The sequence below is a fragment of the Actinomadura sp. KC345 genome (assembly GCF_004348515.1).
GTDB lineage: Bacteria > Actinomycetota > Actinomycetes > Streptosporangiales > Streptosporangiaceae > Spirillospora.
In genome coordinates this window covers 1-26,919 of sequence record NZ_SMKH01000019.1, presented here as the reverse complement: position 1 = coordinate 26,919, position 26,919 = coordinate 1, and the positions used below count along the sequence as shown (strand labels likewise).

Below are 26,919 nucleotides of genomic sequence, written 5' to 3'. Positions count from 1 at the left end.
CGCAGGCTGACCAAGCTCCTCGTCCTGCGCGCCTCCCCTCGACCGCTTCACGGCGGCGGGGGTTTTTTGTTGCCCGGCGAGCCTCCACTCAACTCCCCAAGGAAACGCAGACATGACGACCGAACAGATGACGGGAGCCCAGGCGCTGGTCCGCGCCCTGGAGAACGTCGGCGTCGACACCGTGTTCGGCATCCCGGGGGGCGCGATCCTCCCGGCCTACGACCCGCTCTTCGACTCCGCGAAGCTGCGCCACATCCTCGTCAGGCACGAGCAGGGCGCCGGCCACGCGGCCCAGGGCTACGCGATGGTGACCGGCAAGGTGGGCGTCTGCATGGCCACCAGCGGGCCGGGCGCGACCAACCTCGTCACCGCGATCTCCGACGCCTACATGGACTCGGTGCCGATGGTGGCCATCACCGGCCAGGTGGCGTCCTCCCTCATCGGGACGGACGGCTTCCAGGAGGCCGACATCGCCGGCATCACGATGCCGATCACCAAGCACAACTTCCTGGTGACCGATGCCGCCGACATCGGCCGCACGATCGCCGAGGCGTTCCACATCGCCTCGACGGGCCGCCCCGGACCGGTCCTCGTCGACATCGCCAAGGACGCCCTCCAGGCCACGGTCGGCTTCGAGTGGCCCGTCGCGCCGCAGCTCCCCGGGTACCGGCCCGTCACCCGGCCGCACTCCAAGCAGGTCCGCGAGGCGGCACGGCTGATCGTCCAGGCCGAGCGCCCGGTGCTGTACGTCGGCGGCGGCGTCCTGAAGGCCGGCGCGTCCGGCGAGCTGAAGGTGCTGGCCGAACTGACCGGCGCGCCCGTCGTCACCACGCTGATGGCCAAGGGCGCGCTGCCCGACAGCCACCCGCTGCACATGGGCATGCCGGGCATGCACGGCACGGTCGGGGCGGTCGGCGCGCTGCAGCGGTCCGACCTGCTGGTCAACCTCGGCGCCCGGTTCGACGACCGCGTCACCGGGAAGCTCGACGGGTTCGCGCCCGGCGCGAAGATCGTGCACGCCGACATCGACCCGGCGGAGATCTCCAAGAACCGGCACGCCGACGTCCCGATCGTCGGCGACGCCCGCGAGGTCATCGCCGACCTGATCGTCGCCGTCCAGAACGAGCACGAGGCGGGGCACAAGGGCGACTACACCGACTGGTGGCGGCAGCTCGACGCCTGGCGCGACACGTACCCGCTGGGCTACGACGAACCGGACGACGGGTCGCTGTCGCCGCAGTACGTCATCGAGCGCATCGGGCGGATCGCCGGGCCCGAGGCGTACTACGTCGCGGGCGTCGGCCAGCACCAGATGTGGGCCGCGCAGTTCATCAAGTACGAGCGGCCCGGCGCGTTCCTGAACTCCGGCGGCGCCGGGACGATGGGCTACGCCGTCCCCGCGGCGATGGGCGCCAAGGTCGGCGCGCCCGGCACGACGGTCTGGGCGATCGACGGCGACGGCTGCTTCCAGATGACCAACCAGGAGCTCGCGACCTGCGCGATCGAGGGCATCCCGGTCAAGATCGCCGTGATCAACAACGGGAACCTCGGCATGGTCCGGCAGTGGCAGACGCTCTTCTACAACGAGCGGTACTCCAACACCACCCTGCACGACCGGTCCGAGCACGCGGCCAAGCGCATCCCCGACTTCGTCAAGCTCGCCGAGGCGTACGGCTGCGTCGGCCTGCGCTGCGAGAAGGCCGAAGACGTCGACGAGGTCATCGCCAAGGCCATGGAGATCAACGACGCCCCCGTCGTGATCGACTTCATCGTGCACAAGGACGCCATGGTCTGGCCGATGGTCGCGGCCGGCACGACCAACGACGACATCAAGATCGCCCGGGACCTGGCGCCCGAGTGGGAGAACGGAGACTGACCCCGATGAGCCTGCACACCCTGTCGGTGCTCGTGGAGAACAAGCCCGGCATCCTGGCCCGGGTCGCCTCGCTGTTCTCCCGGCGCGGCTTCAACATCGAGTCCCTCGCGGTCGGCGTCACCGAGCACCCGGAGATCTCCCGGATGACGATCGTGGTGAACGTCGCCGACCTCCCGCTCGAACAGGTCACCAAGCAGCTCAACAAGCTGATCAACGTCCTGAAGATCGTCGAGCTCGACTCCTCGGCGTCCGTCCAGCGCGAGCTCGTGCTGGTCAAGGTGCGCGCCGACGCCGAGACGCGCTCGCAGGTCCTGGAGACCGTCCAGCTGTTCCGCGCCAAGGTCGTGGACGTCGCGCCCGACGCCGTGACCATCGAGGCCACCGGCAACCGTGACAAGCTGGACGCGTTCATCAAGGTCCTGGAGCCGTTCGGCATCAAGGAACTGGTGCAGTCGGGCATGGTGGCCATCGGCCGCGGCGCCCGCTCCATCACCGACCGCTCGCTGCGGGCCATCGAGCGCAGCGCATGATCCGGTGAACAACCACATCAACGAAAGGCAACAGCACTGTGGCTGAGATGTTCTACGACGACGCCGCCGATCTGAGCGTGATCCAGGGCCGGCACGTGGCGATCATCGGATACGGCAGCCAGGGGCACGCGCACGCGCTCTCCCTGCGCGACTCCGGTGTCGACGTGCGGGTCGGGCTCCGTGAGGGCTCGGCCAGCCGGGAGAAGGCGGAGGCCGAGGGGCTGCGCGTCGTCACCCCGGCGGAGGCGGCCGAGGAGGCCGACCTCATCATGCTGCTCGCTCCCGACCACCACCACCGGGAGATCTTCGAGAAGGACATCAGGCCCGCGCTGGTCGAGGGCGACGCGCTGTTCTTCGGGCACGGCTTCAGCATCCGCTACGACCTCGTCCAGCCTCCGGAGGGCGTGGACGTGGCGATGGTGGCGCCGAAGGGCCCGGGGCACCTCGTCCGCCGCCAGTTCGTCGCCGGGCGCGGCGTCCCGGTGATCGTGGCCGTGGAGAAGGACCCGTCCGGCAACGCCTGGGCGCTCGCCCTCTCCTACGCCAAGGCCATCGGCGGCCTGCGCGCCGGGGGCATCAGGACCACGTTCACCGAGGAGACCGAGACCGACCTGTTCGGTGAGCAGACGGTGCTGTGCGGCGGCGTCTCCGAGCTGATCAAGACCGGGTTCGAGGTGCTCACCGAGGCCGGCTACCAGCCGGAGGTGGCCTACTTCGAGGTCCTGCACGAGCTGAAGCTGATCATCGACCTCATCTACGAGGGCGGCGTCTCCAAGATGTACTGGTCGGTGTCCGACAACGCCGAGTACGGCGGCTACAGCCGCGGCTCGCGCGTGATCACGCCGGAGACCAAGGCCGCGATGAAGAAGATCCTCGGCGAGATCCAGTCCGGCCAGTACGCCAAGGAGCTGGTGGACGAGTTCGAGGGCGGCCAGAAGCAGTTCCGCAAGTACCGCGAGGAGCTCGCCGAGCACCCGGTCGAGAAGACCGGTGCCGAGCTGCGTCCCATGATGAGCTGGCTCAAGGCCTGACGCCTCGTCGCGGCCCGCGGCGTGCCGCCCTTCCCAGGCTCTCGGTGAGGGCGGCACGCCGCGGGTCAACGCTTGAGGCGGCGGCGGAACCTGGCGCGCCACGAGGTGTCGGCCGGTTCCTCGGCCACCGTCAGGGCCAGATGGCCGCCTCTGGTGAAGTAGAACCGCGCGTCCCGCGCGCCCGCCGCGCGGGCTTGCGGGACCGTCTTGAGGCCCTCGGCGCGCACCGAGCCGAAGCGCGCCTCGCGCGTCACCCCGTGCGCCGTCGTCGCGACGTGCACGTCCCAGCGTCCCGGTTCCACCACCGCCGGGTCGGCGACGGCCTCGAACCCTCCCGGGCGGTCCTTCCAGGGCTCGGCGGGGAAACCGTGCTCCTTGCCCGAGACGCGCTCGCGCAGGATGACGTCCACGACCGTCCGGTTCGTCTCGACGCGCTGGAGTGCCGCGACGCCCCGGATACGGATCCTCTTGCCCTGCCAGGCCACCCCGTCCAACCGGTGGTCGACACCGACCTCGGTCGTGATGTCGGCGTCCTGCCGGGGGACCCCGCGCAGGTAGGGGTACAGGGCGTAGATCCGGCCGCCCACCACGACGGCGCCGGCCGGGTCGCCCTCGATCTCGTCGCGGATCAGCCGCTCCAGTTCCTCGCGCAGGCCGTGCTGGATGCAGAAGGCCCTGAGCCGGGCCGAGGCGGGCATGGCGGCGCGTGCGGCGTCGCTCAGCCCCTCCTCGCCGATGACGTGGCGGGTGCCGTCCACGAGCCGCTCGCGCTGGAGCCGGTCGAGGCTCAGGTAGCGGTGGTCGTACACGCGCAGGACGTCGCGCAGGACGCTGATGGTGCAATCCGAGGTCACGTTCTCTCCTGATCGCCGGGAACATCGGTCACGTTAAGGCTTGGCTCCGTCGCACACAGTGAAATATCATCGGTGTGTCCTCCGCGATACAGGTCTGCTCCACGCCGTCCGGGCCGAACGGGACGGCCGGGCCGCGCACGCCGGGCCCTCGTGATGTATTTCACGATCCTTTGGACAGATTGTCCAAGTGACCCATGGTCGTGCCATGCGTCAGAATGCCGGTGAAGGTACCGGCCGGATAAATTACCCTATCCTTTCGGCGCGCTTTGGCTGATACTTGAAGAAAGCCGTGACGGCAGCGGCCGGTGCGGGAACACCCTGCGCGAACGCCCATGTGACCGCCGCCGGAGCGGCGCTGGGGCGGAGTACATGAGTGGTGTGATGCTGTCCAAGAACGACGGAGGGTCGCGGGCCGGAGGCGGGGTGGAAAACTTCCTCCGCATGTCAATGCCGACCGCGGGCAATTCCCCGATCCGTAGCGCGGGTCATGGGGTGAATTACGGCGAGGAGTCGTGACGTGCCGGCGGCGGAGGACAAGGACGTCCGGCGCTGGGAGACCTGCGGGCAGGCATGGATCGGCGTCCTGCGGCACGTGTGGACCGCCGGCGAGGCCGGCCTGGAGGACACCGGGCCCATCATCGAGGGCCCGCCGGCGTTGTTCGAGGTCGCCTCGCTGAGCTGGGAGGACCCGATCCTGCGCGAGCACGGCGACCGGGCGCGGCTCGTGCGGCGCGCTCAGGAGCGCACGCGGCGCACCGTCCGCGGGCGGTACTGGCCGAGGCTCCACGACCTCCAGGGCAACGACCAGATCCGCTGGGTGGTGGAGCTGCTGCGGGCCAGGCCGTGGACGACCAGCGCGTGGATCTCGCTGACGATCCCGGGCGAGCCGGCGGACGGGCTGCCGAGCCTGACCGCGCTGTCGTTCCGGATCCGCGGCTACCGGCTGATCATGACGGCGATGTTCCGGTCGCAGAACGTCCACCGCGGCTACCTGACCTACATCCCGCTCCGCGAGGTGCAGGTCGGGGTCGCCGACGAGCTGGGGCTGCCGGCCGGGCCGCTTCGGGTGTTCGTGGACGTCCCGCACATCCACGTCGCCGACGCCGAGCGGGTCGCGTCCGTCCTGGCCGCGATGCCGGAGCCCAACGCGGCCTGAGCCGCCCCGCCGGGCGAACCGGCGGGACTAACGTGAGTTACCGGTGCATGCCTCCCTGCCGGGAACCGTGCTCGCCGGGTGCAGTTAGACTCGCGTGGGGGCGAGGGCACGACGAGGTGACCCGCGACTTCACCTGTAGAGCACACCGACATCCACTTCCGAAGGACTGTTTCCTTGAGCAAGCCCGTCGTCCTCGTCGCAGAAGAACTCTCACCGGCCGGGATCGCCGTGCTGGAAGCCGACTACGAGGTGCGCCACGTCGACGGCAGCGACAAAGACAAGCTGCTGCCCGCCGTGGCGGACGCCGACGCACTGATCGTGCGCAGCGCCACCAAGGTCACCGCCGAGGTCTTCCAGCACGCCAAGGCGCTGCGCGTCGTCGCCCGCGCCGGCGTCGGACTCGACAACGTCGACGTCGAGGCCGCCACCAAGGCCGGCGTCATGGTCGTCAACGCGCCGACGTCCAACATCGTCACCGCCGCCGAGCACGCCGTCGCGCTCCTGCTCGCGACCGCGCGGAACGTTCCCCAGGGCCACGCCGCGCTCAAGCAGGGCGAGTGGAAGCGGTCCAAGTACACCGGTGTGGAGCTCCAGGGCAAGACCGTCGGCGTCCTCGGCCTCGGCCGCATCGGCGTCCTCGTCGCCCAGCGCCTCGCCGCCTTCGACATGAACGTGATCGCGTTCGACCCCTACGTGCAGGCCGCCCGCGCCGCCCAGCTCGGCGTGAAACTCGTCACGCTGGACGAGCTGCTCCGCGAGAGCGACTTCATCACCGTCCACCTGCCGAAGACGCCGGAGACCCTCGGCCTCATCGGCGACCGTGAGCTGCACCAGGTCAAGCCCACGGTGCGGATCGTCAACGCCGCCCGCGGCGGGATCGTCGACGAGGCCGCGCTGGAGCTCGCCCTCAAGGACGGCCGTGTCGCCGGCGCAGGCGTCGACGTGTTCAGCACCGAGCCGTGCACCGACAGCCCGCTGTTCCAGCACGACAACGTCGTGGTCACCCCGCACCTCGGCGCCAGCACCCACGAGGCGCAGGAGAAGGCGGGCACGCAGGTCGCCCGCTCGGTCAAGCTGGCCCTGTCCGGGGAGTTCGTGCCGGACGCGGTGAACGTCCAGGGCGGCGCGGTCGCCGAGGACGTCAAGCCCGGCCTGCCGCTCGCCGAGAAGCTCGGCCGCATCTTCACCGCCCTCGCGGGCGGCGTCCCGGTCCGGCTGGACGTGGTGGTCCGCGGCGAGATCGCCGAGCACGATGTCAAGGTCCTGGAGCTCGCCGCGCTCAAGGGCGTGTTCGTGGACGTGATCGAGGAGGCGGTGACGTTCGTCAACGCACCGCTGCTCGCCCGCGACCGCGGCGTCGAGGTCACCCTCACCACCAGCGAGGACAGCCCGGACTGGCGCAACGTCGTCCAGGTGCGCGGCACGATGTCCGACGGCTCGGTCGTCTCGGTCTCCGGCACGCTCACCGGCCCGAAGCACGCCGAGCGGATCATCGAGATCAACGGCTACGACATGGAGCTCGTCCCGACCGAGCACATGGCGTTCTTCTCCTACGTCGACCGTCCCGGGATCGTCGGCGCGGTCGGCAGGATCCTCGGCGACGAGCAGGTCAACATCGCCAGCATGCAGGTCGGCCGGGACACCAAGGGCGGCAGGGCGCTGATCGCGCTGACCGTCGACTCGGCGATCGGACCCCAACTGGCCGACGCCATCTCCCGCGAGGTGGGCGCCGACATGGGAAGAAGAGTCGATCTGTAGTTCGCAGTGCTTGTTGTAGTTCCCTTGGCGTCGGGCCCTGGGGGCCCTCCTTCGGCGGGAACTACGGTGCGATCGCTGCATCGCTCCGACTCGCCTTGCGGCTCGCTTCGCGATCAGGTTTCTCGCAGGCTCGAAACCTGCCATCGGACGCGATCGCGGTGGTTTTGGTGTCGCGAGGTTGCGGTGGTGGCTGGTGCGGGAGCGCATGTAGTGATCGGTTGAACGGCTCCGGCTGAGGTGTTTCAGTCGTACGGCGGGCGGGTGTTCGGGGTTTTGCCTCGGGTGCCCGCCCGTGGTGCGTTTTCCGTCCAAGCGTCTCAGTCATTGAGATATTCCGCCACGGGTCGGGACAACCACGGTGGCGCGGGGTAATCTCGCAGGTAGTCATGCGGCGCTTCGTGGTAATCCTTCGCTGCCGCAGCGGGGCCTGATCATCGGCAGGCCGGCACCCGCTGCGGAGGTTCTGCCCGGCCTTGAGCCCGATGTCCACGCCGGACCGTGCGAACCACGCTCCGGCGGCCAGCGGCCCCACCATCAGCGATCGGAGCGAACCATCATGAATGACACCTGGACCAACACCCCTGCGGACGACGCCGAAGAGGAAGCCGCCCGCGCCCTGCAGACCGCCCTGGACCGCCGCGACAACGGCGGACGAGGGTTTATTGCAGTCCCCTAGGCGGTCGGGCCTTGGGGGCTCGGCTTCGCCGATTCCCCGAAACATGCCACCCAGTCTGCAGCCCGAGACAAGCCGAACGACCTCACTCGGCGCTCCCAGTGCAGGGGGCAGTCGACCACGCGTACGGACATCAACCCCACCGCAACCACGCAACAACCAAAACCACTGCGATCGTGTCCGAAGGCAGGTTGCGAGCGAAGCGAGAAACCTGATCGCGCGGCGAGCCGCTAGGCGAGCCGGAGCGATGCAGCGATCGCACCGCAGTGCCCGCCGAAGGAAGGCGCGCCAGCGCCTGACGCCGAGGGCACTGCAATGAACACAGCCGAGGTTGCGCGGGTGCTCGGCGAGGTTGCTCTCCTCGGGCCCTACTTCGAGATCGGTGCCGGCGGGGCGGAGGGGCCCGGGTGGCGTCCGCTGCCTGAGAGTGAGTCCGAGCGGCTTGCCCAGGTTGTTGCAGATTACGGTGAGCGGCTTGGGACTGGTGAGGGGCGGGTCGCCGCGTCCATCTTCTTTCAGGGGCTTGCTTCGCGGTTGTGGTCGCCGGTCGTCGCGGCGGCGGCGCGCGGGGTCGTTCCCGATCTTGCGGGGCTTCGGTGGCGGTGGGCGCCGGGGGAGTCGGTCGGCCTTCGGCTCGCCGAGCCTCGCGGGTGGGGTGTCGAGGGGCCGTCGGAGGCCGCGGATCTCATCCATCCGATGGTCGTGGACAAGCAGCTCAGGCCCTTGCATGAGGTGTTGTCGAGCTTCGTCGGCCTCGCGGACGGCCTGGTGTGGGGGAATGCGGCCTCCGCGCTTGCCGGGAGCCTGAACGTCGGGCCGGCCGACTCTGCGCGGGCCGCCATCGTGCGGCTGCTGCTGGCCCGTGAGCCCCTGGCCGGCGCGGGGTCCTTCGGGGCGGACGGGTTCGTCCGGCACAACTGCTGCCTCTACTACCGCGTCCCAGGCGGGGGGATGTGCGGTGACTGCGGGCTCAGGTGACGTCCGTTCCGGTATTTGAGATGACAGCCCAAGCACTGAGACGTTTGCAGTAGAGTGCGCGCATGGCTTCCCGCAGCATTCGTCTGGCCGTCATCCCCGGGGACGGGATCGGCCCGGAAGTGGTCGCCGAGGGGCTGAAGGTCCTCGACGCGGCCGTCCCGTCCAGTGACCTCGCCTTCGAGCGCACCTCCTATGACCTGGGCGCCGCCCGCTGGCACCGGACGGGGGAGACGCTGCCCGACTCGGTCCTGGACGAGCTGCGCGAGCAGGAGGTCATCCTGCTGGGGGCCGTCGGCGACCCGAGCGTGCCGAGCGGGACGCTGGAGCGCGGCCTGCTGCTGCGGGCCCGGTTCGAGCTGGACCACTACGTGAACCTGCGCCCGGTGAAGCTGTTCCCGGGCGTCACGACTCCGCTGGCGGGCGTGACGACGGACGACATCGACATGGTCGTCGTCCGGGAGGGCACCGAAGGCCCCTACACCGGGGTGGGTGGCGTGCTGCGCAAGGGCACCCCGCACGAGGTCGCCACGCAGGAGAGCGTCAACACCGCCTACGGCGTCGAGCGCGTGATCCGGTACGCCTTCGAGGTCGCCGCGTCGCGGCCTCGCAAGAAGCTGACGCTCGTGCACAAGGACAACGTCCTCACGTTCGCAGGCGACCTCTACCAGCGCGTCCTCAAGCGGGTCGGCGCGGAGTACCCGCAGGTCTCCACGGACTACGTCCACGTCGACGCGGCCACGATGTTCTTCGTGAGCCAGCCGCAGCGGTTCGACGTGGTCGTCACCGACAACCTGTTCGGCGACATCATCACCGACATCGGCGCCGCGATCGCCGGCGGCATCGGGCTCGCCGCGTCCGGCAACGTCAACCCGGACCGCACCGCGCCGTCGATGTTCGAGCCGGTGCACGGCAGCGCCCCCGACATCGCCGGGCAGGGCAAGGCCGACCCCACCGCGACGATCCTGTCCGTCGCCATGCTGCTCGACCACGTTGGCGCCGGCGACGCGGCCCGCCGTGTCGGGGAGGCGGTGTCCGACGATCTGGCCGAGCGCGCCGCGCTCGGCGCCCGGTCCACCGCCCAGATCGGCGACGCGATCGCCAAGCGAGTATCCGGCTAGGGGCACGCCTCTCTGGTCGGAACAGGGAACTCCGGGCGTGCCCTCGCGGCGCGCCCGTTTCCGTATGCGCCGCGAGCGAAGGAGTGGTGGGTCTAGACGAAGGACGACAATAGGGACTAAGGAAGCCGAAGCGGCGAAGGGGCCGCCCCGGCGATCCGCGAGAGGACAACCGCGATGAGCGACACCCTGGACTTCGAGATCACGCGAACCGAGCGGCCCGCCACCGCCGCCGAACGCGCGCGCGTCCTGGCCGATCCCGGCTTCGGGCGCCATTTCACCGACCACATGGTCACGATCCGGTACTCGGCCGACCGGGGATGGTACGACGCGCGCCTCGAACCGTACGGGCCGATCCCCATGGATCCTGCCAGCCAGGTGTTCCACTACGCGCAGGAGCTCTTCGAGGGCCTCAAGGCCTACAAGCAGCCGGACGGCTCCATCGTCACCTTCAGGCCGTACATGAACGCGGCCCGGATGAACCGCTCCGCCCACCGGATGGCGATGCCGGAGATCCCCGAGCAGCTGTTCGTGGACGCGGTCGAACTCCTCGTCAAGACCGACAAGGACTGGGTGCCCGACGCCGAGGGCCACAGCCTCTACCTGCGGCCGTTCATGTTCGCCACCACCCGCGCACTCGGCGTCAACAGCCCGGCGAGCGAGTTCCTGTTCATGGTCATCGCGTCCCCGTCCGGCCTGTACTACCCGCGCGGGGTCAAGCCCGTCTCGGTGTGGCTGTCGCAGGACTACACCCGCGCGGCCCCGGGCGGCACCGGCGAGGCCAAGTTCGGCGGCAACTACGCGGCCTCGTTCGCCGGACAGGCGGAGGCCGTCGAGCAGGGCTGCGACCAGGTCGTCTGGCTCGACGCGGTGGAGCACCGCTGGGTCGAGGAGGTCGGCTCGATGAACCTCATGTTCGTGTACGGCAGCGGTTCGCGGGCCCGGCTCCTCACCCCGGCGCTCACCGGGACGCTCCTCGCCGGCGTCACCCGCGACTCGATGCTCAAGCTGGCGCCCGACCTCGGCATCCCCGCCGAAGAAGGCAAGATCAGCATCGACGAGTGGCAGTCGGGCTGCGAGTCCGGCGCGATCACCGAGGTGTTCGGCTGCGGCACGGCCGCGATCATCAGCCCGGTCGGCCGGGTCAAGGGCGCCGACCGCGAGTGGACGATCGGGGACGGCGAGCCCGGCGAACTGTCGATGCGGCTGCGCCAGGAGCTGGTCGGCATCCAGTACGGCACCCGCCCCGACCCCTACGGCTGGGTCCACGGAATCGTCTGACCACGGCGTTCGCGCAGCCCCGGCGCCATCCGCGCCGGGGAATCGCCGTCTCAGCATCCGGGACGGACGGTACGAGCATCCGAACCGTGTGGCAGACTGGTCGGCATCATGCGCCACAGCCTCGTGATTATCGGCTGGCGCGCCGGCAGCAGCTAACGGGACGACGCCGGCGCGCAGACCTCTCACGTCCGTGAGGGGTTTTTTTGTGCCCTGGCGCAGATACCCATCCTTGGGGGTTCTCCACAATGCAAGGCGACGCGTTCCACGTCTACGACACCACCCTGCGCGACGGCGCACAGCAGGAGGGGCTCAACCTCTCCGTGCCCGACAAGCTCGCCATCGCGCGGCACCTCGACGACCTGGGCGTCGGCTTCATCGAGGGCGGCTGGCCCGGCGCGAACCCCAGGGACACCGAGTTCTTCAGCCGGGCCCGCACGGAGCTCGAGCTGAAGCACGCGCAGCTCACCGCGTTCGGCGCGACCCGCCGGGCCGGTGTGAAGGCCGCCGACGACCCTCAGGTGGCCGCGCTGCGCGAATCCGGCGCGTCCGTCGTGACCCTTGTCGCCAAGAGCCACGACAGGCACGTCGAGCTGGCCCTCCGCACGACGCTGGAGGAGAACCTCGCGATGATCCGCGACACCGTCTCCCACCTGCGTGCGGAGGGCCAACGAGTCTTCCTGGACGCCGAGCACTTCTTCGACGGCTACAAGGCCAACCGCGCCTACGCGCTGGAGGCCGTCCGCACCGCCGTCGAGGCCGGCGCCGACGTCGTCGCGCTCTGCGACACCAACGGCGGCATGCTCCCGGACGAGCTGGCCGATGTCGTCCACGAGGTCGTCTCCGCCGGTGTGCGGGTCGGCATCCACTGCCACGACGACTCGGGCTGCGCGGTGGCCAACTCCCTCGCCGCCGTCAAGGCCGGCGCGACCCACGTCCAGGGCTGCGCGAACGGGTACGGCGAGCGCAGCGGCAACGCCAACCTGTTCACGGTCGTCGGGAACCTCCAGCTCAAGCGCGGCATGAACCTCGTCACCGACGCCCAGCTCGGCGAGATGACCCGCATCGCGCACGCCGTGTCCGAGGTCACCAACGTCTCGCCCGCATCGCAGCAGCCGTACGTCGGCCTGTCGGCGTTCGCCCACAAGGCCGGCCTGCACGCCTCCGCCGTCAAGGTCGACCCGGACCTGTACCAGCACATCGACCCGGCCGCCGTCGGCAACGACATGCGGATGCTGGTCTCCAGCATGGCCGGGCGCGCGTCGGTCGAGCTGAAGGGCCGCGAGCTGGGCTACGACCTGTCCGGTGAGAAGTCCAAGGCCGTCGTGGACAAGGTCAAGGAGCTGGAGAACACCGGCTACACCTTCGAGGCCGCGGACGCCTCGTTCGAGCTGCTGCTGCGCGAGGAGCTGACCGGCGTCCGGCAGCGGCACTTCGAGGTCGAGTCGTGGCGGTCGATCGTCGAACGCCGGCCCGACGGCTCCATGGTCAGCGAGGCGACCGTGAAGCTCCACGCCAAGGGCGAGCGGATCATCGCCACCGGCGAGGGCAACGGTCCCGTCAACGCCCTGGACAACGCGCTGCGCGTCGCGCTCGGCCGCCTCTACCCGGAGCTGGCGCGGCTGGAGCTCGTCGACTACAAGGTCCGCATCCTGGAGGGCGCGCACGGCACCGACGCCCGGACGCGGGTTCTGATCGAGTCCGGCGACGGCGAGCGCGAGTGGGGCACGGTCGGTGTGGAGGACAACGTCATCGCCGCGTCCTGGCAGGCCTTGGAGGAGGCCGTCACCTACTGCCTGCTCCGGGCGGGGTACGAGGCGGGCTGACCCGGGGGAATGAGATCGCCCCGCTGGGCATTATCGAGGGCATGAGCACCGAGATCACCGACAACGCCGAGCGGAAACGCTACGAGATCAGGGTGGACGGCGAGCTGGCCGGCTTCGCCGCCTACGAGCCGGCCGAGGGGAGCACGGTCGCCCTCACGCACACCGAGGTCGACCCGGCCTTCGAGGGCAAGGGCGTGGGCGGCAGGCTCGCCCGCGGCGCCCTGGACGACCTTCGCGCCACGGGCCGGTCGGTGATCCCGGTCTGCCCGTTCATCAAGAGCTGGATCCAGAGGCATCCCGACTACCACGACGTGGTGGCCCCCTGACAGGGGATGCTCACATCGCCCTGAGCTTCGGCGTCCCGCCTTCGAGGGTGAGCCATGCCGACAGCGACGTCTCCTTCAGCCGGACCCGGACGCGCGCGTAGCGGCCCGGGTCGACGAACCCGGGGGCGGACGTGATCACCGTGTCGAAGACGAAGTCGGAGGCGACGAAGGCCAGGTCGGCGCCCGTCTCGGCGACCCGCCTCTTCACCGCGGGCGCGTCCACCATCCGGCGTGCCGTGATGATCGAGATGCCGGACACCCCCTTCGGCCCGCGCTGGACCGGCCCCACGTGCAGCGCGGCGCGCAGCTGCATCCGGGTGGCCTCGGCGGCGCGCCGGTTGTGGCGGCGCAGCGCCGCCGCCAGGTGCGCGAGCATCGGGTCGACGACGGCCTCGGTCGGCGTGGTCGGCGGGATGACGATGAGGGTGCCGTCGCCGCGGTCCTCCTGGTAGAAGTCCGCCAGGACGAGGCCGGACGCGGCGAACGCCTCGTCCAGCAGCCGGTACATGGCGTCCAGGACGTACCGCCGGTCGGCGTCGGTCCGCGACGGTGAGCTGAACCCCGTGATGTCGGTGATCAGGACCGTGCAGTTGCCCCCCGACCACTCGGGCAGGGCGCTCCGCGCCGGCCGCTCGGTCTGCCGCCGGTAGACCAGCTGCTCCAGCACGCCCCGCACGCGCGGGTTGCCGTCCAGGAAGGCCGCGAAGTCGCGGGCGCCGACGCGCAGGGCGTCGACGTCGCCCTCGGCGGTGACGGTGGCGGACCGGTCCTTGACCATCAGCGCGGCGCGCTCGCCGACCAGTTCGCCCGCTCCCCGGAACGCGATGATCCGCTGCTCGGGGCCCTCTTCGACCCAGACCCGCGTCCAGCCGGACAAAATCACGATGACCTCGCCGGCGGGGCCGCCCTCCCGGCACAGCACGTCCTCCTTGCGGAACAGGTGCCGGCGCGCGCACACGAGAAGCCCCTGCTGCTCGTCGGTGGTCAGCGTCCCCCAGAACGTCGCCGCGTCATAGGAGCGGCTCGGCAGATGCCCGGCCACCCGGCGCGCGACGGGGACCGGCGGCGCGGGGCCCGGCGGCGGCGCCGGGCCGGTCGGTTCGTGCAGCGTCCCCGCCCGCAGGTACTGGACGAACGCGTTCGTCACGGTCACCGCGGGGAGCGACAGGAACGTCAGGCCGCCGGTGATCACCGCGCCCGGCGAGCCGTCCAGCGCGTACCCCAGCAGCACGGCCAGGAGCGTCACGGGGGTCGTGACCTTCGCGTTCAGCAGGCCGGTGCCGCCGTGGGAGGTCGCCTGCCTCCACAGCCGCGCCGCGGAACGGTCGGTGCTCACGAAGTAGTCCTTCCCCCGGGAAGGTGCGGCGTAGTTTACGCCGACTCCCCGGCGTCGCGTGTCCCCACTTCTCCCAACCCTGAGGTTACACAGAGGGGCATACGAAGACCATACGTTTGATGTATAAAGACCGGTGACGATCAGCTATCCTGATGGCAACAATCAATTGAAGCCGAGATCGCAAAGGTTTCGGCTCACCGGGCGGGGGAACCACTAACGTGCACCCTGTACGTGGGGCATGGGTTTGCTGACGGAAGGCTGTATTCTCGCCTGACCGGCGGCGGTTCCGACGCCCCGCGCCGCCGGACCGGCCTCCGCCCCGGATTGGAGAATGCGCTCATGACGAACTCTCGAGCAGCCTCCGGCACCTCGGGCGGGGACATGGACGCCGGCGATCCGCACCGCCAGGAGGCGGTCCCGCAGAGCGAGCGCGTGACGATCAACCTGACCGGCAAGGCGGTCCAGTCGCTCCAGCGGCTCCAGGAGCTGACCGGCTACAACAAGACCGACTGCATCAACCGCGCGCTGATCATCGCCAACGAGGTCGAGGGAATGTCCCGCGAACCCGGCGCCGTCTACTGGCGCGAGACCCCCGACAGCGACCTCATGCTCGTCCGCTTCGTCTGAGCGCGTCCGTCACGCGCCAGGGGTGTGTTCGGTAATGCGTGGCGGGACGGACGGCGGTGCCGTGGGCAGCGGCTTCTCGAACAGGGCGCCGGAGGGTGTGTTGTCGCTGGTGGTGCGGATGGCGACGTCCTGGAAACCCTGCCGGCGGTAGTAGGCGTGGAGTTCGGTGTTGTCGGTCCAGACGTCGATTCTGACCAGCTCGGCGTTCTGCTGCAGCGACGCCCCCCTGCGTCCCGCCCAGTCGATGAGCTCGGCTCCGAGTCCGTCGCCGGCGTAGTCCCGGTGGATGACCAGGCGATGGAGGTAGACGGCCTCCGTCTCGCGTTCCGACGCCGTCCAGAGCTCCTCGTGGCCGATCAGCTTGATGGTCACCGAGCCGATCGGGCGCTCGCCGTCGAACAGTAGCCACGTCTCCCGGTTCAGCAGTGATTCGTAGACGCGTTTCCGGCGGTCGTCCGCGCTGGGCCAGGGCCGGATCCACTGCGTCGTGTCCTTCTCGGCCTCCAGCCATCGTGCCGCCTGGTCGATGAGGCCGAGGACGTCGTCGAGTTCGTCCGTCCGGGCGGTGCGGATGCGGTAGCTGCGGTGAGGTGCCCGGCTGCGTCGGCGGGTCTTCGTTCCTGTGTCCACGTGCTCTTGTACTCCGAGAAAAACCGAGCCCCCGCCTCCTGGCCGGTGGTGGGAGTGCCTCGGGCTCCCAGCCGGTCGGGAAGGGGGGCGTGGTGGATAGGTGTGGGACGGCCGCCGCAGTCGGACGGCGGCGATCTATCCGCTTCCGGCGCCGTCCGCCGGTGGGGATTCGCGCGGAGCGTCCTCGGGCGGCCCCAAGCCCGGGGCCCTGAGGACGTCGTCGGGGACCTGCCCGTCGTTGTAGTGCAGCCGTGTGCGGTCGGCGGGCCAGACCGTCACGGTGAGCCGGAACGCGGTGCCTTCGGGGGAGTAGGCCGTCCGGACGGTCTCGAAGACGACGTCGGCGGCGGAGTCGCCCAGGCGGAAGAACCGCTTCTCGTTCTCGTCCGGCAGCCGGGCCTTGATCTCGTCGTGGAAGCCTACCTCGCTGTAGCCGAGGGCTTCGCCGAGGTAGGCGACGGCGCCCTCGGGGATGTCGCGGGGGTAGAGCAGGCGGGACGCCCCGCTGGTGGCGAACTCGAGAGGGTAGAACGAGGTCTGCAGGGCCCACGGCCGGTCGTCGAGGAAGAGCTCCTGGTGGCGGGAGATGAACTCGGAGCCGGGATTGCTCTGCAGGTACCGGGCGATGACCTTGGTGCCCTCCTGAACCTCCACCTTGACCGGCGACACCGTCACTTCGCGCTGCGCGGGGATGAAGGCGTCCCGGTTGTACCACTCGCCCGATCCGCTGCCCGGCGCGAGCCCCAGCTCGACCGCGGAGAGCGTCACGTGGACGATGTTGGGCCGGTGGACGACGAACGTCCCCTTGCCCTGCTCGGAGACGACGAACCCCTGCTGCGCCAGCCAGGAGAGCGCGTCCCGGACCGTGTTGCGGGACGCGTTGTAGTGGGCCTCAAGATCCTTCTCGGGAGGCAGGCGGCGCCGGGCGGCCGCGCCGTCGCCGGGGGCCAGGTCTCCGGTCTCGATGCGGCGGAGCAGGTCATTCGCGATGTCGCGCCAGCGGAGCGGCGTCGTGCGAGCCATCGGCTCCCTCCCCTTTCCCGGCCGTCCCACCCGGCTCGGTGCCCCTCGCCGGGCGAGGGATGTGCACGGAACGGACCTCACGATCTAAACAAGTAGTTCCCGCCCAACGTGTTTGCAACCTCTAGAAACGGTAACACCTTGAGAGGGAGACTTGTTGGTACAACCCAAACAGCGAAGAACTCGGACAATACTAGCAGCAGGTACTTCTGGATGTAAGAGATATCGCGAACCAGTAGGAGGAGGGTTCAACATGACCGCGATGGTCGCCCTGTGGGTCCTTGGTCCCGCGGCACTGTTCCTGTTCCTGTCGCTCTACGTCGCCTTCATGGGCCTTCACACGAGGGACCTGAAGTTCCGCAGCCAGATGAGCAAGCCCACGCCGGCGCGAGGCCGGCGCGCGCTGCTGGTCAACGTGGTGGTCCCGGCGGGCGAGCCGCCTGCGAGCCGCCCGCGCACATGATCTCCGGTCGCCGCGGGGCGGGCCGCTGACCTAAGGAGAGTTCGAGTGGAAGACAGCCGGACAGGCCCGGTGCCGGGTGCCTCGCACCCGGTGCCCGGCGCCGAACACCAGCCCGCGCGCGGGCGGCCCGCGGCGCGGGCCTACGGGGAGCAGCCCAGCGAGCGGGCGTATCCGCTGCTGGTGCTGACACCGGTTCACGAGTCCCGCGCGACGCGGGAGACCTGGACCGGGGCGGTGCCCGTCGTGGCGACCGGGATCGCCGTCCTGGTGGTCACGGCCGAGCTGGGCCGGCGGGCCGGTGTGCCGGTGAGGCTCACCACGGCCTGCTCGGCGGCGGGCTTCGCCGTGGTGGTCGTCCCCCGGCTGGTCGTATCGGCCCCTCGTCCCCGGCTCCGGCACTGGCACCGTCCGGCCGTCGCCGCCGCGGTGAACTGACGGACTCCGCGGGGGCAAGGGCGCCCCCGCGTGCGCCTGCCGCCGCGTCCGCGCGGCGCGATCCGAGCCCATAACCGACACCAGAGATGCAGGAGGGAGGAATGTGGTGAACGGGGTTGTTTGTGCTGCCTTCAGTCAGATTTCTCCGTCCAGAAACGGGACATAACGGATCTTTTCCCTCATACTTCTAGGAGATGAGAGAGAGGGATGATCCAGTGACCGGCCGCATTCGCCCCCTGCCTCACCCGGACCCCTTCGTCGAAGCCACCCGCGGATACATCACCCGTGTCGGCGACGAGCTTCAGGCGCACGGGGTGCCGCTCTCGAAGATCTGGCTCGACCCCTGCCATCCCCGGGACGCGACCTTCGTCCTCGGCCTCCAAGCCCTCGTCTGGAACGAGTCCGAAGGGTTCGTCCTCGGCGGCTTCGTCTCCGGTGAGCCCGGCGTCCGGACGGTCTTGCGCGATCCGGTCCGGCTCGGAGAGGGCGCGCTGCCCGACCCGCGGGCCGTCCCTGCCCTCCTGGAGCGCGGCGCCGCCGAGCGCTCCCCGGCTCGGACGCGCCCCTCCACCGCAGGACACGACGGGTTCGAGGACCGGCTAGCGCGCTACACGGTCGACTGAAAGCGGTCGTTCGGGGGACCGCGCGTCTTTTCGTCGGTATCGGCGCGGCTGCGCAGGAATTTCGTCAAACATGGCAAAAGTGGTGGCGGATTCCGGTGGGAGCATCCACCATAGGTGCGGCACGGCACGCGTGGCCTACGCGCGTGCCGTCTCTCAGTGAACCGACCCACCGGAGTGATCGCATGCCTGTCCGACCCTGGAGCCCCGAGGATCCTGGGTGTCCCGCGGGCGGGACGTGGGCGGACGTGGCCTTCGGCCTGGGCGAGATGTACGAGCACGAGGACGACCTGGAGCAGGCCGCGGACTGGTACCGGCGCGCCGCGGAGTCAGGCCGCGCCGACGCGGCGCTGCGCCTCGGCGCCGTGCTGGGGCGCATGGCGGACGCGGGCTCCGCCGCCGACACGGCCTCGGCCGAGGATCTGCTGGCCGAGGCCACCCGCTGGCTCAGCGGCGCGCAGGACGCGACCACACCGGACGCCATAGAGCTGATCACCGACATGCTCAACCGGCAGCTGCGCCAGGCGGCCCGCCGCGGCCTGGAGCCGACCCCCGCCGGATGACCGCATCGCGCGACCTCCCGGTTCCGGGTGAACCGAACCGCCATACGCGTCGTCGGACTTCAGTGAGATCGACGCGAACGTGGAGGGTGACGAGTTGAGCGGCGAGGAGCCCGGGTACGTTCCCCCGGATCACAAGACGACCGCCGAGTTCCGCGCCGGCGGCAAGGCCGAGGAGCCCGAGCCCGCCGCGGCGGCGTCCGAGACGACCTTCGTCGACGAACCCGTTGACGACCCCGTCGACGACGCCTTCGACTCCGAGGCGACGCTCCAGGACCCGGAAGTGAGTTTCGGCGCCGCCCCGGTGGACGACCCCGAGGACGCTCCGCCGTTCGAGGACGACGTCGAAGACGACTGGGACGTGACCTTCCAGGACCCGCCGCTCGACGACGCGCCGTCCACCGTCACCGACTTCCCGGCAGGGCGGCCGCGGGCCTCGGTCACCGCCTCGGACATCCCCGTTCCGTTCAACCCGGCCGCGTCCACGCCGCCGGAGGCCATCGAGTTCGAGATGCCCACGCCGGTGTACGGGCAGGAGGCCGTCTCCGAGCAGGAGGCTCTTCCCGACCACGGGCAGGCGGCCGTTCCCGGGCAGGCGACCGTTCCCGGGCAGGCGACGGCGCCCGAGGACGCCGTGCCGATGTACGAGCAGCCTCCGGCCGAGCGGGGCGAGGCCGGCGACCGGCACATCACCCCGCCGGCGCCCCCCGCACCCGAGCGCGCGGAGGCGCCGGACGCGGGCCCGCACGTGCCCGCGTCCGCGGCGGCGCCTCCCGCCGCCGCACCGCCGCCGCCCGAGGCGCCGGCCGCCGGTGAGTACGTCCCGGCGTCCGCCCCCGGGGAGGCGCCGTGGACGGAGCAGTTCTCCGCCGAGAGTGAACCGACCAGCCTCGGCGGGCCGGATCCGGCGTTCGCCCACGCGATGCAGGCGCCGCCGGCCGCACCGCAGGGGCCTCCACCACAGGCGCCTCCACCGCACGAGCCCCCACCGCACGGGCCGTCGGCTCACGGGATGCCCGCGGCCACGTTGCCGCCGGCCGCCTCGCCGTCCGGGGGAGTCCCGCCGTCCCGGCCCGGCGGCTCCAGGCGCTCGCTCGTCCTGGCCGCGCTGGCCGCCGGTGTCGTGCTCCTCGCCGCGACCGGGGTCGTGGTCCTGTTCCTCGTCGGCGGGCCGGAGGAGCGGCCGACGGCGGGCGGGGCGCCCGCGACGTCCGCCCCGGCGACCGAGGGCGCCGGGGGACCGGCTCCGACGGCGTCGGGCGGGGCCACCGGCGGCGGGGCGCCCGCCGCGCCGCCGTCCGCAGGCCCGTCCGGTGGTCCGTCCGGCGGCCCGCCGGGGGCGCCTCCCGGGCAGCAGCCCGCGTCCCCTCCCGTGCCGACCGCGCCGATCGGGCCGGTGCGGCAGGGCGACGGCATCACCTACCAGCTCACCCAGCAGGACCAGGGGTACTTCGAGGGCCGCATGGTCATCACCAACCGCACCGGCGTGCCCATGAGCACGTGGAAGCTGGCGTTCACCACCCCGGGCGCGGTGGTGAAGAACGTCTGGGGCGCGAAGATCGTCAAGCGCGGCGAGCTGGTGGAGCTCGCGAACCTGGACGGCGCCGCCGCGATCCAGCCCGGCGCCACGTGGGACATCCAGTTCGGTGCGTCGGGCACCACGACGGCCCCGCAGGCGTGCTGGCTCAACGGCAAGGCGTGCGGCTTCTGACCGGCGTACTAGGCTCTCGCCCATGCGTATCGCCAGGTTCTCCACCGACGACGGCATGTCCTTCGGTGTGGTGGAGGAGGACACCGTCGCCGCCATCGCGGCCCACCCGTTCGGTGATCTGACGTTCACCGGACAGCGTTTCCCGCTCCCGGACGTGCGGTTGCTCGCGCCGATCCTCCCGAGCAAGGTCATCGCGATCGGCAAGAACTACGCCGCCCACGCGGAGGAGATGGGCGGCGAGGCTCCGGCCGAGCCGATGCTGTTCTCGAAGCCGTCCACCGCCGTGATCGGACCGGGGGAGGCGGTCACCTACCCGCAGAAGCTGTCGGAGCGGGTCGACTTCGAGGGCGAGCTGGCCGTCGTCATCGGCCGGATGTGCCGCGAGGTCCCGGCGTCGCGCGCCACCGACGTGATCCTCGGGTACACCTGCGCCAACGACGTCACGGCGCGCGACCTCCAGGCCAAGGACGGGCAGTGGACGCGCGCCAAGGGCTTCGACACGTTCTGCCCCCTCGGTCCGTGGATCGAGACCGACGCCGACCCCGGCGACCTGGCGATCTCCACCGCCGTCAACGGGGAGGTCAGGCAGGACGCCCGCACGTCCCAGCTGATGCACGGCGTCCCGACCCTCGTCGAGTACGTCAGCCAGGTCATGACGCTCCTGCCCGGCGACGTCATCCTCACCGGCACCCCGGCCGGCGTCGGCCCGCTGGAGGTCGGGGACGAGGTGACGGTCACCGTCGAGAACATCGGCAGTCTGTCCAACCGCGTCATCGCCCGCGACTGAGGGGGAGCCATGGCGTTCGGCGGCTTCACCGACGAGGCGTTCGAGTTCTACGAGGGCTTGCAGGCCGACAACAGCAAGTCCTACTGGACGGCCCACAGGGAGACGTACGAACGCCATGTGCGCGAACCGATGGCCAAGCTGTGCGCCGAACTGGAGGAGGAATTCGGCGCGGTGAAGCTCTTCCGACCGTTCCGTGACCTCCGGTTCAGCAAGGACAAGACGCCCTACAAGACGCACCAGGGCGGCCATACGAGCGAGGGCTTCTACCTCCACCTCGACGCGGACGGCCTGATGGCCGCGGGCGGCATGTACGCGCCCACGCCCGAGCAGCTCCGCCGCTACCGGAACGCCGCCGGGTCCGAGACCTCCGGCAAGGAACTCCAGGCCATCGTGGACGATCTGCGCTCCGACGGAATGGAGATCGCCGGAGACCGGCTCAAGACCCGGCCCCGCGGCACGCCCCCGGACCACCCGCGCCTGGAACTCCTCCGGCACCGCTCTCTGTACGCCCACAAGGGCTGGCCCGCCGACCCGTGGATGCTGACGCCGGAGGTGGTGACGCGGGTCCGGGAGGCGTGGCGCCGCCTGCGTCCACTGGTCGACTGGGGCCGGCGTCACACGGGTCCGCCCGACTTCACCCGGTGACGCCCGGGAACGCGCGTCCCGCCTGGCCTCCCGCGCCAATCGTTTTGGCCGCAGTCCCCGGGTCCTGTATTCTCATCGAGGCGCGAGCGACCGGCCGGAAACGGCACGGAAGCCCGTACCTCACTGGGGTATGGTGTAATCGGCAGCACGAGTGATTCTGGTTCACTTAGTCTAGGTTCGAGTCCTGGTACCCCAGCTGCGTCCATTTTCCGTGGACACTCGCCCCCGTCGTCTAGTGGCCTAGGACGCCGCCCTCTCAAGGCGGTAACGGCGGTTCGAATCCGCTCGGGGGTACAGCACATCTGGTCAGCGTCATCCAGGGCCGAAAACCGTTCGAGACGGTGGGCGGTGTCCGGTAGGGTTGGCCAGGCCCGAGCGGGAGATCGCCCGGGTGCAAAGTCCGGCCCCCGTCGTCTAGTGGCCTAGGACGCCGCCCTCTCAAGGCGGTAACGGCGGTTCGAATCCGCTCGGGGGTACAGCGACCAGCCGCAGATCATCGATCTGCGGCTTTCTGCTTGACGGCCACGGCCGTCAAGGCTTGCGGCCCACGGCACCGAAGGCGTCGACGGCGTCGGGCTCGTCGAGGGCGGTCGACTCCGGGCGCCAGTGCGGGCAGGAGACCAGGCCGGGCTCGACCAGCACCAGGCCCTCGAAGAACCGGCCGATCTCCTCCGGGGAGCGCAGCCGGTACGGCACCGAGCCCCCCTCGTTGTAGTCGTTCTGGGCGTCCTCGACGGCCTCGCCGGCGATCACGCTCGTGCCGTCGTTGAGGGAGAGGTGGCTGCCGGACGGCAACGGGTCCATGAGCGCCCGGACGATCGAGCGGGCCTCGTCGCCGTCCGGAACGTGGCCCATGATCCCGCTCAGGACGAGCGCGACGGGACGATCGAGGTCAAGGGTCTTCGCCGCGGCGTCCAGGATGCGGCCAGGGTCATGGAGGTCGGCTTCGACGTAGTCGGTGGTGCCGTCCGGAGTGCTGGTGAGCAGGGCACGAGCGTGCACGAGCACCAGCGGGTCGTTGTCGACGTAGACGATGCGGGCGTCCGGGGCGACGCGCTGGGCCACCTCGTGGGTGTTGTCGACGGTCGGGAGGCCCGTTCCCACGTCGAGGAACTGGCGCATGCCCGCCTCGGCGGCCAGGTACCGCACGGACCGGGTGAGGAACAGCCGGGACGCGCGGGCGACGTCGACCACGCCCGGGAACGTCTCCCGGTACTGGTCGCCGGCGGCGCGGTCGACCGGATGGTTGTCCTTGCCGCCCAGCCAGTAATTCCAGATCCGCGCCGAATGCGGGACGCTCGTGTCGATCCGGTCCTTCGCCGCGTCGTCCGCCATCGGGCTCCCTCACTGAATGGATCAAGACCCCCATCTTGGGTCGGGACGGCTCCCGGCGGAACCGGAACGGCCCGAACAGGCCACGAATCGGGGAGGGCGGGACCACCGCCGAGGGGGTGCGCATGCTGCGCGAGGCGGGCGACTACCACGTGGTCGACTACGGCGAGAACATCGACATCCCCACGATCGACATCATCTCCGCCGAGATCAACGCCATCGGCAACCTCGTCCGGGTCCTACAACGACCTGTGCGACCTGATGGCCCTCGCGGCCCGCGGCGCGGTCACCTGCACACCGAGAAGGACGGCCTGGACGACTTCCAGTCCGCCATCGAGGCCCTTGGACGCCGGCCGCGTCCGCGGCCGGGCCGTCCTCGTGCCCTGATCCGGCGGCCGCCGCACGGACGGATGCCGCCGGTTCACTTCACGAAGAGGGGAAGGGACCGGCGCGGTTCGAACCGGAAGGCGGCACCCTTGCTGATCTTCGTGACCGCGACTTCCCCGGTCTCCGGGGCGGCGGTGTCGGTCAGCACGACCCGTGCCGTCCAATCGGTCGCGGTGCCGCTCATCTCGACGTCCAGGCAGGGGTTCACCGCACGGACGATCGCCTGCAGGGCGCCGGGGGAGCCGGGCGTGCACAGCGGCAGCCAGCCGCCGTCCTCGTGCGCGGGCGACCGCGACACCGTGACCGACTCCCCGTCCCGGCCGAGGCGGACGTACGGCATCGGGTTCATCAGCGGATGCAGCTCGACGACCCGGGCCGCGTCCTGCGGGGAGTCGGACAACGCCAGCGCCCGGTGCAGGCGCTCGGCCGCGACACCGGCGTGCCCGATGAGCTGGCGCAGCGCGACGCGGCGGAAGAGCTCCTCGTCGCCCGCGGCGCGTTCCCGCACGGCCAGCTGGAACGAGAGGTTCAGCAGGTGCTGCTGCAGGACGACCTCGTCGGCCATCCGGACCAGCGCCGAGTGGGAGAACGACGCGAAATCGAGATCGTCCACGAGCGGTCCGCTGTAGTCGCCCAGCCCTTCCTGGGCGGGGTCGACCTCATCGAGGACGAGCGTGGCGGCGTGCGAACGCTCGTTGACCGCGAGGGCGGGGATCGCCTCGACATCGGGGGAGTCCGGGTCGATCTCCACCGTCCAGGCACAGTGCGGCCGCCGGTCGGCCGGAACACGGGGCGGGCGGTGGACCGGCCGCACCCGCGCCTTGGGATTGGTGGCCACGGCGGTGGCGTCGAACGTGGGGTCCTCGATGTCGTGGCACATGTTCTTGACCATGGACGGGCCCATCGGCTCGACGTCCATCAGCGCCCCGCAGTGGTCGAGGTGGAACGTCCCGTGCAGCGGATCCGTCACGCCGTAGCGGAAGTCCATGAACTGCGGCGGCGCGCCGATGTCCAGCTGCATGCCCTTGAAGATCGTGGGCACGTCGTCGCCCTCGAACCCGAGGGCCTTCTGCATCCGCCGCGTGTAGATGGGGCTGGCGCCCGCCCACTCCTCGATGGCGATCTGCGTCATCTGGTCCTGGCCCCACGCCTCCAGGCAGAACGGCATGCCCGCCCGGTCGATCAGGTGACCGATGAGCAACAGCTCCGGGACCAGCGTGACGAGCTGCTCACGGCTCAGACGTTCGTAGCGGCTGGGCATCAGGACCCTCCCATGGTGGATCGCCATCGCAATATAGACAGTAGATCAGACAGCTGTCCAGGCACCAGAACTGGCACCCTCTGCACATGGCATTCCGGGAGAAACGGCGGCAGCGGGCCACGGCCCAAGGGCAGGAGGACGCCCGGGCCTCGGCGGGCTCGCAGCGGCTGTTCTCCGCCCGCCGCCGCCGCAACGACGAGTGGCACGCCTACGGCACCGGCGTCAGGTGGCTGCCCGCCTGATCGCTCAGGAGGGGCCGAGCAGGTCCCAGCGGTTGCCGGCGATGTCGAGGAAGACGGCGACCCGTCCGTAGGGCTCCGTGCGCGGCGCGCTGACGAAGTCGACTCCGGCGGCCGTCATGCGCGTGTGAGCGGCTTCGAAGTCCTCCACCCGCAGGAAGAACCCGACGCGGCCCGCGGCCTGGTCCCCGACGACGGCGGCCTGACGCTCACCGTCCGCACGCGCCAGAAGGATGCCGGTCTCCGCGCCGGGCGGGCGGACGACGACCCATCGTTTCGGGCGGCCGTCGTTGGTGAACGACGGCGAGTCCTCCACAAGGTGAAACCCTAGGACCTCGGTGAAGAACGCGATGGCTCGGTCGTAGTCGTCCACCACGATGGTGATCAGTTCGAGCCGCACTCCACCAGATTAGGGCGAGGGGCGTCGTCGTCGGTGAGATACATGGGCGATGAACCGTTCGTGAGCCGGGCGTCCGCTTCATATTGGCGGACGTCCGGCTCACGCACAGTTCCGGCGGAAGGTGGACTTTCGGCTTTTCCGTGTCAGTGGTGTGCTACTTCTCTTGGCCGTTTCGCGGGCGGAGCCTCGATTCGGCGGGCGGGCCACCAGAAGTGGCGGCCGGTGTCGAGGGCCAGGGCGGGGACGACGACGGAGCGGACGAAGAAGGTGTCCAAGAGGACGCCGAGGGACACCAGGACGCCGACCTGCACCATCATCGTGACCGGCATGACGCCGAGGGCGCCGAAGGTCGCGGCCAGGACCAGTCCGGCGCTGGAGATGACGCCGCCGGTGACGGCCAGGCCGCGCAGGACGCCGGCGCGGTGGTCGCCGTGTGCCGCCTCTTCGCGGATGCGGGACACGAGGAACAGGTTGTAGTCCACGCCGAGCGCCACCATGAACAGGAAGCCCATGAGAGCGACCTGGGTGTCGAGGGCGGGGAAGCCGAACACGTACCGGAACAGCAGCCAGGACGCGCCCAGCGCGGCGAAGTAGGACACGACGACCGTGGCGATCACCAGGAGCGGGGCGACCAGGGCGCGGAGGAGCGCAATCAGGACGAGGAGGACGACTCCGAGGACGAGCGGGATCACCACGGCGCGGTCATGGGACTGCGCGTCGGCGAGGTCGATCTCGCTGGCCGTGCTCGCGCCGAAGGTGGCGTCCGGGACGGTCTCGCGCAGGTTCCGGACCGTGTCCTTCGCGGCTTCGCTGTCGGGCGGGTCGGTGAGGACGACGTCGAGTTTCGCCAGGCGTCCGTCGGTGGAGGGGAGGGGGGCTCCCACGCCGGCCACGCCGGGGGCGTCCTGGAGGGCGGCGGTCACGGAGGCCGTGTCCGACCGGTCGGTGATGACCTGGAGGGGGCGTCCCTGGCCGCCCGGATAGTGCTCGGCGAGGAGGCGTTCCCCGATGGTGGAACTGGGCGTGGTGGTGAGGAAGTCGGCGCGGTCCAAGCCCGTGTTGATG

26 protein-coding genes, 3 tRNA genes and 1 pseudogene are annotated in these 26,919 nt (G+C 70.5%); 22 read left to right on the top strand and 8 right to left on the bottom strand.

Annotated elements, in window-relative coordinates; translation table 11 throughout:
- Positions 1–106: 106 nt before the first annotated feature.
- The 3 genes and pseudogenes from E1281_RS05395 to ilvC form a co-directional block, all read left to right on the top strand.
- Positions 107–1,876 (top strand): annotated as a pseudogene (locus E1281_RS05395) (acetolactate synthase large subunit); the annotation flags it as partial.
- Positions 1,877–1,881: 5 nt separating this feature from the next.
- The gene (gene ilvN / locus E1281_RS05390; RefSeq protein ID WP_131876018.1) at positions 1,882–2,406 is read left to right on the top strand and encodes an acetolactate synthase small subunit; all 525 of its coding nucleotides are present in this window, start codon (positions 1,882–1,884) and stop codon (positions 2,404–2,406) included.
- Positions 2,407–2,453: 47 nt separating this feature from the next.
- Entirely contained in the window at positions 2,454–3,437 is a 984-nt protein-coding gene (ilvC, locus tag E1281_RS05385) for a ketol-acid reductoisomerase (protein WP_131876017.1), read from the top strand.
- A gap of 65 nt (positions 3,438–3,502) precedes the next feature.
- Here ilvC and E1281_RS05380 read toward each other — a convergent pair whose 3' ends face one another.
- Positions 3,503–4,291 (bottom strand): hypothetical protein, encoded by a 789-nt coding sequence (locus tag E1281_RS05380; RefSeq protein ID WP_131876016.1) that lies wholly within the window; start codon positions 4,289–4,291, stop codon positions 3,503–3,505.
- Positions 4,292–4,808: 517 nt separating this feature from the next.
- Here E1281_RS05380 and E1281_RS05375 point away from each other — a divergent pair.
- The 7 genes from E1281_RS05375 to E1281_RS05345 all read left to right on the top strand — a co-directional run bounded on the left by E1281_RS05375 (position 4,809) and on the right by E1281_RS05345 (position 13,401).
- Positions 4,809–5,447 (top strand): hypothetical protein, encoded by a 639-nt coding sequence (locus E1281_RS05375; RefSeq protein ID WP_243716615.1) that lies wholly within the window; start codon positions 4,809–4,811, stop codon positions 5,445–5,447.
- 174 nt (positions 5,448–5,621) lie between these two features.
- Complete coding sequence (gene serA, locus E1281_RS05370; RefSeq protein ID WP_131876015.1) at positions 5,622–7,205, top strand: phosphoglycerate dehydrogenase; 1,584 nt, start codon at positions 5,622–5,624, stop codon at positions 7,203–7,205.
- A gap of 988 nt (positions 7,206–8,193) precedes the next feature.
- Entirely contained in the window at positions 8,194–8,856 is a 663-nt protein-coding gene (locus E1281_RS05365; protein WP_131876014.1) for a (2Fe-2S)-binding protein, read from the top strand.
- 62 nt (positions 8,857–8,918) lie between these two features.
- Positions 8,919–9,974: a 3-isopropylmalate dehydrogenase gene (locus E1281_RS05360; protein WP_131876013.1), complete on the top strand. Its 1,056-nt coding sequence runs from the start codon at positions 8,919–8,921 to the stop codon at positions 9,972–9,974.
- 174 nt (positions 9,975–10,148) lie between these two features.
- Entirely contained in the window at positions 10,149–11,252 is a 1,104-nt protein-coding gene (locus E1281_RS05355; RefSeq protein WP_131876012.1) for a branched-chain amino acid aminotransferase, read from the top strand.
- Positions 11,253–11,497: 245 nt separating this feature from the next.
- Positions 11,498–13,075 carry a citramalate synthase gene (gene cimA / locus E1281_RS05350; RefSeq protein WP_131876011.1) on the top strand — a complete coding sequence of 526 codons (1,578 nt, stop codon included), beginning with the start codon at positions 11,498–11,500 and terminating at the stop codon, positions 13,073–13,075.
- Positions 13,076–13,116: 41 nt separating this feature from the next.
- On the top strand, positions 13,117–13,401 hold the full coding sequence (locus E1281_RS05345; RefSeq protein ID WP_131876010.1) for a GNAT family N-acetyltransferase: 285 nt from the start codon (positions 13,117–13,119) through the stop codon (positions 13,399–13,401).
- Between the two features lie 10 nt (positions 13,402–13,411).
- Here E1281_RS05345 and E1281_RS05340 read toward each other — a convergent pair whose 3' ends face one another.
- Positions 13,412–14,737, bottom strand: a complete 1,326-nt coding sequence (locus tag E1281_RS05340) for a cyclic nucleotide-binding domain-containing protein (protein WP_131876009.1) — start codon at positions 14,735–14,737, stop codon at positions 13,412–13,414.
- 339 nt (positions 14,738–15,076) lie between these two features.
- On the opposite strand from E1281_RS05340, the gene E1281_RS05335 reads away from it, so the two are divergent.
- On the top strand, positions 15,077–15,364 hold the full coding sequence (locus tag E1281_RS05335) for a hypothetical protein (protein ID WP_131876008.1): 288 nt from the start codon (positions 15,077–15,079) through the stop codon (positions 15,362–15,364).
- A gap of 9 nt (positions 15,365–15,373) precedes the next feature.
- On the opposite strand, the gene E1281_RS05330 is transcribed toward E1281_RS05335, so the two are convergent.
- Together E1281_RS05330 and E1281_RS05325 are read right to left on the bottom strand one after the other, a co-directional pair.
- Positions 15,374–15,994 (bottom strand): GNAT family N-acetyltransferase, encoded by a 621-nt coding sequence (locus E1281_RS05330; RefSeq protein ID WP_165958797.1) that lies wholly within the window; start codon positions 15,992–15,994, stop codon positions 15,374–15,376.
- A 135-nt stretch (positions 15,995–16,129) separates the two neighbouring features.
- Positions 16,130–17,017 (bottom strand): GntR family transcriptional regulator, encoded by an 888-nt coding sequence (locus E1281_RS05325; protein WP_131876006.1) that lies wholly within the window; start codon positions 17,015–17,017, stop codon positions 16,130–16,132.
- Between the two features lie 250 nt (positions 17,018–17,267).
- Between E1281_RS05325 and E1281_RS05320 the strand changes: the two genes are divergently transcribed.
- From E1281_RS05320 to E1281_RS05275, 10 genes are all read left to right on the top strand, one after another.
- Positions 17,268–17,477 (top strand): hypothetical protein, encoded by a 210-nt coding sequence (locus tag E1281_RS05320; protein ID WP_131876005.1) that lies wholly within the window; start codon positions 17,268–17,270, stop codon positions 17,475–17,477.
- 45 nt (positions 17,478–17,522) lie between these two features.
- A complete protein-coding gene (locus E1281_RS05315; RefSeq protein WP_131876004.1) occupies positions 17,523–17,912 on the top strand; it encodes a hypothetical protein in 390 nt (129 codons plus the stop codon).
- 215 nt (positions 17,913–18,127) lie between these two features.
- A complete protein-coding gene (locus tag E1281_RS05310) occupies positions 18,128–18,535 on the top strand; it encodes a DUF6292 family protein (RefSeq protein ID WP_131876003.1) in 408 nt (135 codons plus the stop codon).
- Positions 18,536–18,717: 182 nt separating this feature from the next.
- Complete coding sequence (locus E1281_RS05305; protein ID WP_131876002.1) at positions 18,718–19,095, top strand: hypothetical protein; 378 nt, start codon at positions 18,718–18,720, stop codon at positions 19,093–19,095.
- A gap of 94 nt (positions 19,096–19,189) precedes the next feature.
- Complete coding sequence (locus tag E1281_RS05300; RefSeq protein WP_131876001.1) at positions 19,190–20,803, top strand: cellulose binding domain-containing protein; 1,614 nt, start codon at positions 19,190–19,192, stop codon at positions 20,801–20,803.
- Positions 20,804–20,825: 22 nt separating this feature from the next.
- Complete coding sequence (locus tag E1281_RS05295) at positions 20,826–21,590, top strand: fumarylacetoacetate hydrolase family protein (RefSeq protein WP_131876000.1); 765 nt, start codon at positions 20,826–20,828, stop codon at positions 21,588–21,590.
- A gap of 9 nt (positions 21,591–21,599) precedes the next feature.
- On the top strand, positions 21,600–22,235 hold the full coding sequence (locus E1281_RS05290; protein WP_131875999.1) for a DUF2461 domain-containing protein: 636 nt from the start codon (positions 21,600–21,602) through the stop codon (positions 22,233–22,235).
- Positions 22,236–22,359: 124 nt separating this feature from the next.
- Positions 22,360–22,431 (top strand) — tRNA-Gln (locus E1281_RS05285).
- A gap of 25 nt (positions 22,432–22,456) precedes the next feature.
- Positions 22,457–22,529 (top strand) — tRNA-Glu (locus E1281_RS05280).
- Positions 22,530–22,638: 109 nt separating this feature from the next.
- A tRNA-Glu gene (locus tag E1281_RS05275) sits at positions 22,639–22,711 on the top strand.
- Positions 22,712–22,766: 55 nt separating this feature from the next.
- Here the strand turns inward: E1281_RS05275 and E1281_RS05270 are convergent.
- Together E1281_RS05270 and E1281_RS05260 are read right to left on the bottom strand one after the other, a co-directional pair.
- A complete protein-coding gene (locus E1281_RS05270; RefSeq protein ID WP_131875998.1) occupies positions 22,767–23,570 on the bottom strand; it encodes an SAM-dependent methyltransferase in 804 nt (267 codons plus the stop codon).
- Between the two features lie 418 nt (positions 23,571–23,988).
- Positions 23,989–25,215: a hypothetical protein gene (locus E1281_RS05260; protein WP_165958796.1), complete on the bottom strand. Its 1,227-nt coding sequence runs from the start codon at positions 25,213–25,215 to the stop codon at positions 23,989–23,991.
- An 86-nt stretch (positions 25,216–25,301) separates the two neighbouring features.
- On the opposite strand from E1281_RS05260, the gene E1281_RS39980 reads away from it, so the two are divergent.
- Positions 25,302–25,457 carry a hypothetical protein gene (locus E1281_RS39980; RefSeq protein WP_165958795.1) on the top strand — a complete coding sequence of 52 codons (156 nt, stop codon included), beginning with the start codon at positions 25,302–25,304 and terminating at the stop codon, positions 25,455–25,457.
- A 4-nt stretch (positions 25,458–25,461) separates the two neighbouring features.
- Here E1281_RS39980 and E1281_RS05255 read toward each other — a convergent pair whose 3' ends face one another.
- Both E1281_RS05255 and E1281_RS05250 read right to left on the bottom strand, forming a co-directional pair.
- A complete protein-coding gene (locus E1281_RS05255) occupies positions 25,462–25,854 on the bottom strand; it encodes a VOC family protein (RefSeq protein ID WP_131875997.1) in 393 nt (130 codons plus the stop codon).
- Positions 25,855–25,997: 143 nt separating this feature from the next.
- Positions 25,998–26,919: MMPL family transporter (locus tag E1281_RS05250; protein WP_207943113.1), on the bottom strand; the 922-nt coding region annotated here is incomplete at its 5' end.

What these genes read in the sequence shown, in the direction of transcription:
- ilvN (WP_131876018.1), top strand. Translation starts at nt 1,882, where the DNA reads ATGAGCCTGCACACCCTGTCGGTGCTCGTGGAGAACAAGCCCGGCATC.
- ilvC (WP_131876017.1), top strand. Translation starts at nt 2,454, where the DNA reads ATGTTCTACGACGACGCCGCCGATCTGAGCGTGATCCAGGGCCGGCAC.
- E1281_RS05365 (WP_131876014.1), top strand. Translation starts at nt 8,194, where the DNA reads ATGAACACAGCCGAGGTTGCGCGGGTGCTCGGCGAGGTTGCTCTCCTC.
- E1281_RS05360 (WP_131876013.1), top strand. Translation starts at nt 8,919, where the DNA reads ATGGCTTCCCGCAGCATTCGTCTGGCCGTCATCCCCGGGGACGGGATC.
- E1281_RS05355 (WP_131876012.1), top strand. Translation starts at nt 10,149, where the DNA reads ATGAGCGACACCCTGGACTTCGAGATCACGCGAACCGAGCGGCCCGCC.
- cimA (WP_131876011.1), top strand. Translation starts at nt 11,498, where the DNA reads ATGCAAGGCGACGCGTTCCACGTCTACGACACCACCCTGCGCGACGGC.
- E1281_RS05345 (WP_131876010.1), top strand. Translation starts at nt 13,117, where the DNA reads ATGAGCACCGAGATCACCGACAACGCCGAGCGGAAACGCTACGAGATC.
- E1281_RS05335 (WP_131876008.1), top strand. Translation starts at nt 15,077, where the DNA reads ATGACGAACTCTCGAGCAGCCTCCGGCACCTCGGGCGGGGACATGGAC.
- E1281_RS05325 (WP_131876006.1), bottom strand. Translation starts at nt 17,017, where the DNA reads ATGGCTCGCACGACGCCGCTCCGCTGGCGCGACATCGCGAATGACCTG.
- E1281_RS05320 (WP_131876005.1), top strand. Translation starts at nt 17,268, where the DNA reads ATGACCGCGATGGTCGCCCTGTGGGTCCTTGGTCCCGCGGCACTGTTC.
- E1281_RS05305 (WP_131876002.1), top strand. Translation starts at nt 18,718, where the DNA reads ATGCCTGTCCGACCCTGGAGCCCCGAGGATCCTGGGTGTCCCGCGGGC.
- E1281_RS05295 (WP_131876000.1), top strand. Translation starts at nt 20,826, where the DNA reads ATGCGTATCGCCAGGTTCTCCACCGACGACGGCATGTCCTTCGGTGTG.
- E1281_RS05290 (WP_131875999.1), top strand. Translation starts at nt 21,600, where the DNA reads ATGGCGTTCGGCGGCTTCACCGACGAGGCGTTCGAGTTCTACGAGGGC.
- E1281_RS05270 (WP_131875998.1), bottom strand. Translation starts at nt 23,570, where the DNA reads ATGGCGGACGACGCGGCGAAGGACCGGATCGACACGAGCGTCCCGCAT.
- E1281_RS05260 (WP_165958796.1), bottom strand. Translation starts at nt 25,215, where the DNA reads ATGCCCAGCCGCTACGAACGTCTGAGCCGTGAGCAGCTCGTCACGCTG.
- E1281_RS39980 (WP_165958795.1), top strand. Translation starts at nt 25,302, where the DNA reads ATGGCATTCCGGGAGAAACGGCGGCAGCGGGCCACGGCCCAAGGGCAG.